The sequence below is a fragment of the Streptomyces sp. SAS_281 genome, from assembly GCF_052542855.1.
Genome location: NZ_JBMNDO010000188.1, coordinates 1 through 10,582, shown reverse-complemented (window position 1 = coordinate 10,582; position 10,582 = coordinate 1). Strand labels below are relative to the sequence as shown.

8 protein-coding genes are annotated in these 10,582 nt (G+C 73.9%); 5 read left to right on the top strand and 3 right to left on the bottom strand.

Annotated features, from left to right (window positions below):
- The first annotated feature begins 271 nt into the window (after positions 1-271).
- Positions 272-1,633 (top strand): hemolysin family protein, encoded by a 1,362-nt coding sequence (locus ACN6LM_RS36625; protein ID WP_445069744.1) that lies wholly within the window; start codon positions 272-274, stop codon positions 1,631-1,633.
- Positions 1,630-2,727 carry a hemolysin family protein gene (locus tag ACN6LM_RS36620; RefSeq protein ID WP_445069743.1) on the top strand — a complete coding sequence of 366 codons (1,098 nt, stop codon included), beginning with the start codon at positions 1,630-1,632 and terminating at the stop codon, positions 2,725-2,727. Before ACN6LM_RS36625 ends, ACN6LM_RS36620 begins: the two co-directional genes overlap by 4 nt.
- A 48-nt stretch (positions 2,728-2,775) precedes the next feature.
- Here ACN6LM_RS36620 and ACN6LM_RS36615 read toward each other — a convergent pair whose 3' ends face one another.
- On the bottom strand, positions 2,776-4,665 hold the full coding sequence (locus ACN6LM_RS36615) for an AAA family ATPase (protein ID WP_445069742.1): 1,890 nt from the start codon (positions 4,663-4,665) through the stop codon (positions 2,776-2,778).
- Between the two features lie 397 nt (positions 4,666-5,062).
- Positions 5,063-5,647 (bottom strand): uridine kinase family protein, encoded by a 585-nt coding sequence (locus ACN6LM_RS36610; RefSeq protein WP_445069741.1) that lies wholly within the window; start codon positions 5,645-5,647, stop codon positions 5,063-5,065.
- A gap of 173 nt (positions 5,648-5,820) precedes the next feature.
- Here ACN6LM_RS36610 and ACN6LM_RS36605 point away from each other — a divergent pair, with 173 nt between their 5' ends.
- Both ACN6LM_RS36605 and ACN6LM_RS36600 read left to right on the top strand, forming a co-directional pair.
- Positions 5,821-7,173: a peptidase C39 family protein gene (locus ACN6LM_RS36605; RefSeq protein WP_445069740.1), complete on the top strand. Its 1,353-nt coding sequence runs from the start codon at positions 5,821-5,823 to the stop codon at positions 7,171-7,173.
- Between the two features lie 142 nt (positions 7,174-7,315).
- Entirely contained in the window at positions 7,316-8,365 is a 1,050-nt protein-coding gene (locus tag ACN6LM_RS36600; protein ID WP_445069739.1) for a glucose 1-dehydrogenase, read from the top strand.
- Between the two features lie 24 nt (positions 8,366-8,389).
- Here the strand turns inward: ACN6LM_RS36600 and ACN6LM_RS36595 are convergent, their stop codons facing one another.
- Positions 8,390-9,040: a TetR/AcrR family transcriptional regulator C-terminal domain-containing protein gene (locus tag ACN6LM_RS36595; RefSeq protein ID WP_445069738.1), complete on the bottom strand. Its 651-nt coding sequence runs from the start codon at positions 9,038-9,040 to the stop codon at positions 8,390-8,392.
- Between the two features lie 72 nt (positions 9,041-9,112).
- Between ACN6LM_RS36595 and ACN6LM_RS36590 the strand changes: the two genes are divergently transcribed.
- Positions 9,113-10,525 (top strand): FAD-dependent oxidoreductase, encoded by a 1,413-nt coding sequence (locus tag ACN6LM_RS36590; RefSeq protein ID WP_445069737.1) that lies wholly within the window; start codon positions 9,113-9,115, stop codon positions 10,523-10,525.
- The last annotated feature ends 57 nt before the right edge of the window (positions 10,526-10,582 follow it).

The window sequence follows — 10,582 nt, the reverse complement described above, 5'->3', positions numbered from 1 at the left end:
CCCCCCCCCCTCTCCCCCCCCCCCCCTCCCCCCCCCCCCCCCCCCCCCCCCCCCCCCCCCCCCCCCCCCCCCCCCCCCCCCCCCGACCCCCTGCCCCGTTCGTCCCCTTGTTGATTACTCTGGAGGGCGGCGGCGCCCCGTGCGCGCCCCGCCCCGCCCGAAGGCCCACGCGGCCGGCGGGGATTTTCCTGCGACCCGAGGAGTGACTCCCTCCAGCAATGGACGGATCGTCCGGTAGTACCTGCGCCGCCACCTCCGTGGAGGCGGCGGCATGACAACCCCCCTGTTGCTGCTCTGCGCGGCATTCCTTCTCATCCTCGCCAACGGATTCTTCGTGGCGGCCGAATTCGGTCTCGTCACCGTGGAACGCGCGGACGCCGAGCGCGCCGCCGCCGCAGGCGACCGGCGGGCCCGCTCGGTCACCGACGCCCTGCGCGAGCTCTCCTTCCAGCTCTCCGGCACCCAGCTCGGCATCACCATCACCTCCCTGGTGGTCGGCATGCTCGCCGAACCGGCGCTCGCCCAGCTGCTGGACGGACCCCTCGCCCTGACCGGGCTGCCCGACGGCGTCGTGCCCACCCTCAGCGTGGTGGCCGGCATGCTGCTCGCGGCGGCCGTCCAGATGGTCATCGGCGAACTCGTCCCGAAGAACTGGGCGGTCTCCCGCCCGCTCACGGTCGCCCGGTTCGTCGCCGGACCGCAGACCCGGTTCACCCGGCTCTTCCGGCCGGTCATCGGCGCCCTGAACACCGCGGCCAACCGGCTCGTACGCCTCTTCGGCGTCGAGCCCACCGAGGAGCTGGCCTCCGCCCGCACCCCCGGCGAGCTGGTCTCCCTCGCCCGGCACTCCGCCGAGGCGGGCACCCTCGAACAGGACACCGCCGACCTCTTCGTACGGACCCTGTCGCTCGCCGGGCTCACCGCCCAGCACGTCATGACCCCGCGCGTGAAGGTCAGCGCCCTGCAGACCTCCGCCACCGCGGAGGACGTCCTCAACCTCACCCGCGCCACCGGCCTGTCCCGCTTCCCCGTCTACCGGGAGCGCATCGACGAGGTCGTCGGGATGATTCACCTCAAGGACGCCCTGGCCGTCCCGGCCCCCGAACGGCTGCGGACCACGGCCGGCCGGATCGCCGTGCCGCCGCTCCTGGTGCCCGAGACCCTGCCCGTCGAGCAGCTCCTCCAGCGGCTGCGCAAGGAGCAGCCGATCGCCGTCGTCGTGGACGAGTACGGCGGCACCGCCGGGGTCGTCACCCTGGAGGACATCATCGAGGAGCTGGTCGGGGAGGTCCGCGACGAGCACGACGCCGAGGGCGCCGACCGCCCCGAACTGGCCCCCGCCCCGCCCGAGGACGGCAGGGCCGCCTGGGACGCCGAGGGCAGCTGCCGGGTCCTCACCCTGCGCCGCATAGGACTCGACGTGCCCGACGGCCCGTACGAGACGGTCGCCGGGCTCGTCGCCGATCTGCTGGGCCGCATTCCCGCGCCCGGTGACCGGGCCGAACTGCCCGGCTGGCGGATCGCGGTCCGCCAGGTCGGCCACTACCGGGCCGAGAAGGTCCGCTTCGTCCGCACCGCCGGGACCGCGGGCGCGGACGCCGCGGAGCCGGCGGTCCTGGAGGCGGCGCGATGAGCCTCGTCCAGTTGGTCTTCGCCGGACTCCTGGTCCTCGCGAACGGCTTCTTCGTCGGCGCCGAGTTCTCCCTCGTCTCCGTACGCCGCAGCCAGGTCGAACCCCTCGCCGCGGCCGGTTCGGGCCGCGCCCGCCAGGTGCTGTACGGCCTGGAGAACCTGCCGCAGATGATGGCGGCGGCCCAGTTCGGCATCACCGTCTGCTCCCTGACCCTGGGCGCCGTCGCCGAACCCACCGTCGCCCACCTCCTGGAGCCGGTGTTCGCCGCCGTGCACCTGCCCGAGGGGCTGATCCACCCGCTCGGTTACGTGCTCGCGCTCGTCCTCGTCGTCTTCCTCCACCTCGTCATCGGCGAGATGGTCCCGAAGAACCTGGCGATGGCGGCGCCCGAGAAGACGGCGCTCTGGCTGAGCCCCGGCCTCGTCGGCTTCGCCCGGCTCTGCCGCCCGGTCACCGCGGCGCTCGGCGCCTGCGCCCGGCTGGTGCTCCGCCTCTTCGGCGTCGAACCGAAGGACGAGGTGGAGGCCGTCTTCACCAGCGAGCAGCTCAACCGCCTCGTGGAGGACTCCGGGCAGGCCGGCCTCATCGAACCCGAGGCGCAGGAGCGCCTGGAGGACGCCCTGGAGCTGGGCAGCCGCCCGGTCACCGACGTCCTGCTGCGCCGGGCGTCCCTGGTGACCGTGGACCCCTCGGTCACCCCGCGCCGCATCGAGGAGCTGACGGTCCGCACGGGCTTCTCACGCTTCCCGGTCTGCGCCGAGGGCGGCGGCCCGTTCATGGGCTACCTGCACGTCAAGGACGTCCTGGACCTGGAGGACGGCGAGCGCGCGGTGCCCCAGCAGCTCTGGCGCCCGATGGCCACCGTACGGGCCGAACTCCCGCTGGACGACGCCCTCACCGTGATGCGCCGCGCCGCCACGCACCTCGCCCAGGTCGCGGACGCCTCCGGCCGGGTCCTCGGCCTGGTCGCGATGGAGGACGTCCTGGAGACGCTGGTCGGTGAGGTCCGCGACCCCGCGCACCGGGTGACGGCGCCGCGCCGCACGGAGGAGCGGACGACGGACCCGGACGGGGCGGAGGCCCTGGTGGGCTGAGACCCGTCCCGGCCGCCGGAGCGGTCCGGCGGCCGGGACGGGCACGGCTCACGGCCCCGGCGGCTCCTGCTGCCCCCGGCCCACCGGTCCGCGCCCCGAAAGGACCTCGCCGTACGCCTGCATCAGGTCCGGCAGCCGCAGTGTGGCCAGGTCGTCCCGGGTGGGCATCGTCGTGCACCCGGAGAGCCGGAGATCGCGGTAGGCGCAGCTCTTCTCGTACAGCGTGCGCAGGAAGCGGCCGTTCCCCAGCTCGTCCAGCCAGCCCTGGTCCACCACGTGGCCGCTGATCGAGCGCAGCTCCTCCAGCGACTCCTCGTCCCACACGTCGCCGTTCTCGGCGGCCAGCACCTCGCCGATCGAAGTGAGTTCGAGGGGCCGGTAGCTGGGGAAGTCCACCCGGGTGGTGAAGCGCGACGAGAGCCCGGGGTTGGTGGACAGCAGCCGGTCCATGCCCTCCGGGTAGCCGGCCAGGATGACGACGAGGTGGTCCCGGTTGTCCTCCGCCCGTTTCAGCAGCACCTGGAGCGCCTCGTCGCCGTACGCGTCGCCCTTGCTGTATCCGGTGTTGGACAGGCTGTACGCCTCGTCCACGAACAGCACCCCGCCCAGCGCCGAATCGATCAGCTCGTTGGCCTTCACGGCGGTCTGGCCCAGGAACTCGCCCACCAGGTCCGCCCGCTGCGCCTCCACGAGGTGGTCGCCGCCGAGCAGGCCCAGCGCGTAGAAGACCCGGCCCAGGATGCGGGCCACGGTCGTCTTGCCGGTGCCCGACGGCCCGGAGAACACGAAATGCCGCTTCGGTGGCTGGACGGGCAACCCCTGGCCCGCCCGGAGGCGCGCCATGTTGAGCTGCGCCGAAAGGGCCTTGACCTGGCGCTTCACCGGTTCCAGACCGACCATGCGCTCCAGCTCGGCCAGCGCCTCGGCCAGCAGCGCCGGGTCGCTGGGCCGGGCCGGGAACGGCTGCGGCGCCGGGGCCTTCGCCCGCACCCCGCCGGGCAGCGGGGCGCCCCCGGCTCCGGGCACGCCCTGCGGATCCCCGCCGGGCGGCAGCTCCCGCCCGTCCGCCGGGTCCGCGCCCGGCGGCGGGGAGCCCTCCGCGTAGAACGCGTCCGCCTCCACGCCGGTCAGGGACACGGCCGCGAGCCCGGGCAGGTCGTCGGAGCCGTCGAGCCCGTCGTAGTCCGCGATGGCCGCGAGGCGGGCGGAGGTGTCCATGAAGGCGGGGTCGATGCGGTGCACGGCGCGGTAGAGGGGGAGGGCGGCGGCGCTGCGGCCGGTGCCCTCGTGGGCCCGGGCCAGCCAGTAGCGGAGCTCCTTGCGCTGCGGCTGCTCGCTGCGGCACCGCATCAGGGCCGTCGCGAGCATCGGCTCCGCCTGCCCGAACATCTCCAGACGCACCCGGGCCATCCCGCCGAACAGCCCCGCCTCGATGCCCAGCAAGGGGTCGTCGATCAGCTGTTCCGTATGGCGCACGAGCTGGTCCCAGTCCTTGACCAGGTAGGAGCGGCAGGCGTGCAGGAAGCGGACCTGGGGGTCGGTCTCCACCGGCGGCAGGGCGGCCAGCGCGCGGTCGAGCTCCGCGACATGGCGGCCGTCGAGCCAGTGGGAGGCGTGCGCGAGGAGCAGGTCGCGCGGGCTTTCGAGGACCGGCTGCACCCACCAGCCCAGCCAGTACCAGGAGTTGAGCGTGCGCCGGTAGCGGGTGCGCTGCTCGCCGAAGCGGTCGCGGTGGCGGTGCATGTGCAGCAGCGCCGACGCGGTGTCGACGCGCAACGCGTGCAGTCCGAGCCAGGCGTCCGCCATGCCGGGGTCCTGGCCCACCGCCGACCGGAACTCCTCCTCGGCCTGCGGATACGCGCCCATGGTGTAGGCGTCCACGCCCCGCAGCCAGGCGAGGTCGGCCGGGGCCTGCGCGCCCTGCGTGCCGAAGTCCATCAGGTCCCCCACAGACGTGCCCCCAGCATGGTCCACGCGACAGGCCCTGTGCGCGCCGAATCGCTGTGCCGTGGACGGGAATTGACCGCACCGAGAGGCATCGTACCTGTGCGGTGCGTATCCGACGAAGGGTGCCGCAGGGCGAAGGAGCGCCGTGACCCAGGGTGAGGAAGGGAGCGCTGTGCGGGGCCGGAGAGGCGGGGGCCGCACAGGACGAAGCCCCCGGTCACGGGGGAACGACCGGGGGCTTCGCGTCTGTGGGGGCTCCGAAAAGCCGCACATTGAGAACGTAAGACCTGTACCGCCCCCGGGTCAAGCGGAGTGGAACGACTCCCGAGCGGTTTTCCGGCGGCGCGATAGGGCGGCGCGAGTCGGTCACGCCGGGTGACGGAACGGTTCAGCGCCGCTCCCGCGCGGGTCCCTCCAGCCACTCGTATCCCACAGGCAACTGCCGTACCAGAGCGTCCGCCCAGGGGCGCGAGGGGTCGGCCGAGAAGTGCGCGGTCTCGGCCGCCGTCCAGCCGTCCCAGAAGGAGCGCAGCGCCGGTCCGTCGCGTCGCCGGCCGCGCGTCCAGGACTCCTCGGCGGGCAGGTCCATCCACAACAGCCGTGCCAGCAGTGGTCGCAGGGCGCGCCGCCCGGCGCCGACGCCCTCGATCAGGACGACGGGGGCGGGCTCCAGAGTCCTGGCAGGCCCGAAGGCCCGTGCCGTCCAGTCGTACGGGGTGTAGCGCGCGGGTTCGCCGCGCGACAGCGGCCCCGTCACCTGCTCGCGGAGCCGGCCCGTCCAGGCGAACAGTTCCTCGTGCGTGGCCAGATCGTCCAGGTGCAGCACCGGCGCCCCGCCGAGCGCCGCCGCGAGCCGGCCGGCGAACGTGCTCTTGCCCGATCCCGCGTGGCCGTCGACAGCGACCAGCCGCACCGGTCCGCAGGATGGCGGGAGGGCGGAGAGCCGCGCGGCGTGGAGCGCGAGATCGTTCATGCGCCCAGCCTAGGCCGTTCGGCCCAGCCGCAGGTCACGCCAGTGGTAGAGACCAATATTGCTCGACCGGCGCGGGTCGAATCGCTGGCCGAACCGGGACGCGACCCGCGATAGTTGGCGCACTGTCGTGCACCGCAGCCCCATTCCGCAGACGACGACCGGGGGTCTCGCCCATGCCCAGTCCCACCTCACGCCGCACCGTGCTCGCCGCCGCCGTCGTGGCGGCCGCCGGTGCCGGAACGCTGTCGTCCGCCGCCTCCGCGGCAGCCGCGCCGCGCCCCGGCCGGCCCGCGCCGCCCTCGGTGGACCACCACGCCTGGACCACGTACACCGACTGGCGCTGCGGCGACCGGGCCGGGACCCGCGCGGTCGCCGGCCGCCGTGCCGGTCTGGTCATCGCCCACCCGCTGGGCCGTACGGACTACACCGACCCGCACACCGGCACCACCGCCGCCTGGGAGTACGCGACCTGGACCTCGCCCGAGCACCGCTCCTCCGTCCCCGCGACCGAGGTGATCGCCTCCTGGAACGCGGACACCCCGGCCGGCACCTGGATCCAGATCGAGCTGAGCGGCGGCTACTCGGACGGCACCGGGACCCCGTGGTACGTGATGGGCCGCTGGGCCGCCGGTGACGCGGACATCCGCCGCACCTCGGTCGACGACCAGAGCGACGGCAAGAGCTCCATCTGGACGGACACCTTCTCGTTGGACGACGCGGCGAGCGGCCTGCGCCTGCTCTCGTACCGCCTCCGGCTGACCCTGTACCGCACCCCGGGCAGCCGCCTCACCCCGACGGTGTGGCGGGTGGGCGCGATGGCCTCGGACATCCCGGACCGCTTCACGGTGCCGGCGAGCACCCCGGGCCTGGTCCGCGAGCTGCCGGTGCCGCGCTACTCGCAGAACGTCCACGTGGGCCAGTACCCGGAGTACGACAACGGCGGCGAGGCGTGGTGCAGCCCGACCTCCTCGCAGATGATCATCGAGTACTGGGGCCGCCGGCCGTCCGCCGAGGACCTGGCCTGGGTGGAGCCCGGCATTCCGGACCCCTCGGTCTGCCACGCCGCCCGCTTCACGTACGACAACCAGTACGAGGGCTGCGGCAACTGGCCGTTCAACGCCGCCTACGCGGCCACGTACGACGACATGAGCGCCGCCGTGACCCGCCTCGGCTCCCTGAACGACGTGGAGACCCTGGTCCGCGCGGGCATCCCCGTCATCACCTCGCAGTCCTTCCTCAAGGAGGAGCTGACCGGCGCGGGCTACGGCACGTCCGGCCACCTGATGACGGTCATCGGCTTCACCGCCGACGGCGACGTCATCGCCAACGACCCCGCGTCCCCGGACGACGACGCGGTCCGCCACGTCTACAAGCGCCACGAGTGGGAGACCATCTGGCTGCGCACCAAGCGGTACGACGCGAGCGGCAAGGTCAGGAGCGGGACCGGCGGGGTCTGCTACGTCTACTGGCCGGCCCACCCGACCCCCGCGCAGCGGCGGGCGCTGAGGTCGTTCGGGCTGGTGTGAGCCGCCGGGTCCGCCGGTCGGCGCAATCCGGGGGCGTAACGGCCGCCGGGACGCAGGATCGGCGGGCGATCGGGTAAACGGGCAGCGGGTGAGCGGCCGGGAGAGGCCGACGCCGCTGCCCGCGTGCTCGAAAGGGGTACCGATGCGTGCCGTTACCGTACGGCCTTCGGCCGGCAGGAGCCTTGAGGTGTGCGAGGTGCCCGACCCGGTGCCGGGCCCGGGCGAGCTCCTGGTGGAGGGGCTCTGTGTGGGGGTCTGCGGCACGGACAAGGAGATCGCGGCCGGCGACTACGGCTGGGCGCCGGACGGCGAGGACCGGCTGATCATCGGTCATGAGTCGCTGGGGCGGGTGCGGCAGGCGCCCCCGGCGAGCGGCTTCTCGGCCGGCGACCTGGTCGTGGGCGTGGTGCGCCGGCCCGATCCGGAACCGTGCGGCGCCTGCGCCCGGGGCGAGTTCGACATGTGCCGCAACGGGCGCTACACGGAGCGCGGGATCAAGGAGCGGCACGGCTACGCCAGCGGGTTCTGGACCGTCGAGAGCGATTACGCGGTCCGGCTCGACCCGTCCCTGGAGCGCGTCGGCGTCCTGCTCGAACCGACCACCGTGGTGGCCAAGGCGTGGGAGCAGGTCGAACGGATCGGCGCGCGGTCCTGGTTCGAGCCGCGGCGGGTCCTGGTCACCGGTGCGGGACCGATCGGCCTGCTCGCCGCGCTGCTGGGCCGGCAGCGAGGACTGGACGTCCATGTCCTCGACCGGGTGACCTCGGGGCCGAAGCCCGGTCTGGTGGCCGGTCTCGGGGCCACGTACCACAGCGGCTCCATCGACGACGTGGCCTCCGCCCTCCGCCCCGACGTGGTGATCGAGGCGACGGGCGTCGGAGACGTGGTCTTCGGCGCGATGCGGGAGACCGGGAGCTACGGGATCGTCTGCCTGACCGGCGTGTCGCCCAAGGGGCGCCGGCTGTCGGTGGACGCCGGCACGCTCAACCGCGAACTGGTGCTGGAGAACGACGCCGTGGTGGGGTCGGTCAACGCCAATCTGCGCCACTACCGGGCGGGCGCGGAAGCCCTCCGCCGCGCCGACGCGGACTGGCTGGAGCGGATGATCACCCGGCGGGTGCCGCTGCGGGACGCCGCCGACGCGTTCACCGCACAGGACGGCGACATCAAGGTCGTCATCGATCTCGGCTGACGCCCCGGGGCGCCACGCGCGCCCTCAGCCGATGCCGTAGGCCGCCGCGATACCCGCGATCACCAGGTCGAGCGCTTCCGCGTAATGCCGCTCGTAGTCCGCGAAGATCTCCGCACCCGCCGCGGCGGTCAGCGGGTAGGCGGCCAGCAGCCGCGCGCGCTCGGCCACGTCGAACCCCTCCCGGCGCAGGCCCGGCAGGGGTTCCGCGCCCTGCTGCTCGATGACGGAGCCCAGCGTGAACATGTACGTCGTCGTGGCGGCCCGCACCGCCTGGGCCAGGCTGAAGCCGGCGGTGGTGAGCAGCCGCAGGCTCTCCTCCATCTGCTCGGCGTGCACCGCGCCCGTGAAGCGCGAACCGCTGAACACCCTGGCGCCGTCCCGGTAGCCGAGCAGGGAGGTCCGCAGGGCGTGGTTGGTCGTCCGCAGCCGCTCCCGCCAGGTGTCGGCCGGGTCGAGGGGGGTCCCGGCGACCATGCGCCGGTACATCTCGGTCGCCATCTCGTCCAGCAGGGCCTGCTTGTCCTTGAAGTGCCAGTAGAGGGCGGGCGCCTTGACGTCCAGCTCCCTCGCGATGGCGCGCAGGGTCAGACCCTCCAGGCCCACCTCGTTCAGCAGCCTCAACGCCGTGTCCGCGACCCGTCGGCGGTCGAGGGGGGCGCGTCGTTCGGTACTCACGCTTGACAGCTTAACGCCGTTAAGGCCATTCTCGGAGCCATCCAGTACTTAACAACGTTAAGGAGAATCGCCATGGACACGGATGTCCTGATCGTCGGCGCGGGCCCGACCGGTCTCGCCCTGGGAGTGGACCTGGCCCGGCGCGGCGTGGACGCGCTCGTCCTGGAACGCGCGCAGGCGCTGTTCCCCGGCTCCCGCGGCAAGGGCCTCCAGCCCCGCACCATGGAGGTCTTCGACGACCTCGGCGTCATCGACGCGATCCACGCGGCGGGCGGCACCTACCCGGTCGGCATGGTCTGGCGGAACGGCGAGCGGGTCGGCGAACACCACATGTTCGACCCGGTCGAGCCGAGCGACGGCTCGCCCTACGACAAGCCGTGGATGGTGCCGCAGTGGCGCACCCAGGAGCTCCTGGCGGAGCGGCTGGCGGCGCTGGGCGGCCGGATCGCCTTCGGCCGGGAGGCCGTCGGTCTCACGCAGGACGCGGAGGGCGTCACCGCCCACCTCTCCGGCGGCGGCACGGTGTGCGGCCGCTACCTCGTCGCCGCCGACGGCGGCCGGTCGGCGGTGCGCCGCGCGCTGGGCATCGGGATGACCGGCGAGACCGTCGACCCGATCTCGACCCTGGTCGCGGACGTCCGGATCACCGGCCTGGACCGGGACAACTGGCACATCTTCCCGCCCCGCGACGGCGCCGACTTCCTCGCCGTCTGCCCGCTGGCCGGCACGGAGGACTTCCAGGTGACCGCCCGCTTCCCGGAGGGGACCGACGTCGACCTCACCCCGGACGGCGTCCGCAAGGTCCTCGCCGCGCGCTCGCACCTCCCCGCCGAGGCCGTGACCGAGGTGCGCTGGGCCTCCGACTTCCGCCCCCGCGCGGCCCTGGCCGACCGCTTCCGGGCGGGCCGGGTCTTCCTCGCCGGGGACGCCGCGCACGTGCACTCCCCGGCCGGCGGACAGGGCCTGAACACCAGCGTCCAGGACGCCTACAACCTGGGCTGGAAGCTGGGCGCGGTCCTGGCGGGCGGCGCCCCGGCCGCGCTCCTGGACAGCTACGAGGAGGAGCGGCGCCCGGTCGCCGCCCAGATGCTCGACCTGTCCACCGGCGTCCACCGGGGCGAGGTCCGCCGAGGCGGTGCTACCCGCCAACTGGGCCTCGGATACCGGGAGTCACCGCTCACCGAGGAGACGCGGGAATCGGTACCGGAGGGCGCGCTCCGGGCCGGCGACCGCGCACCCGACGCGACGGTGGACGGTGTACGGCTCTTCGACGCGTTCCGCGGGCCGCACTGGACGCTGCTCGCGCTGGGGACCGCCGCACCCGGCGGAGTGCGCGGACCCGTGGCGCGGGTGGTGGGCGGGAGCGCCCCCTGCGCATACGGAGCCGGTCTCTTCCTCGTGCGGCCGGACGGGTACATCGGCTGGGCCGGGACCGCACCGGACGGGCTCGACGCCTACCTGCGCCGCTTCGGCCCGACCGGCTGAGGCCGCTGAGGGTCTGGGGCGTGTTCCGGAAGTGGGGCCGTCCGCCGGCCGGACGGC

Excerpts from the sequence above, each read along its gene's own strand:
- ACN6LM_RS36625 (WP_445069744.1), top strand. The coding sequence starts at position 272 with ATGACAACCCCCCTGTTGCTGCTCTGCGCGGCATTCCTTCTCATCCTC.
- ACN6LM_RS36620 (WP_445069743.1), top strand. The coding sequence starts at position 1,630 with ATGAGCCTCGTCCAGTTGGTCTTCGCCGGACTCCTGGTCCTCGCGAAC.
- ACN6LM_RS36615 (WP_445069742.1), bottom strand. The coding sequence starts at position 4,665 with ATGGACTTCGGCACGCAGGGCGCGCAGGCCCCGGCCGACCTCGCCTGG.
- ACN6LM_RS36610 (WP_445069741.1), bottom strand. The coding sequence starts at position 5,647 with ATGAACGATCTCGCGCTCCACGCCGCGCGGCTCTCCGCCCTCCCGCCA.
- ACN6LM_RS36605 (WP_445069740.1), top strand. The coding sequence starts at position 5,821 with ATGCCCAGTCCCACCTCACGCCGCACCGTGCTCGCCGCCGCCGTCGTG.
- ACN6LM_RS36600 (WP_445069739.1), top strand. The coding sequence starts at position 7,316 with ATGCGTGCCGTTACCGTACGGCCTTCGGCCGGCAGGAGCCTTGAGGTG.
- ACN6LM_RS36590 (WP_445069737.1), top strand. The coding sequence starts at position 9,113 with ATGGACACGGATGTCCTGATCGTCGGCGCGGGCCCGACCGGTCTCGCC.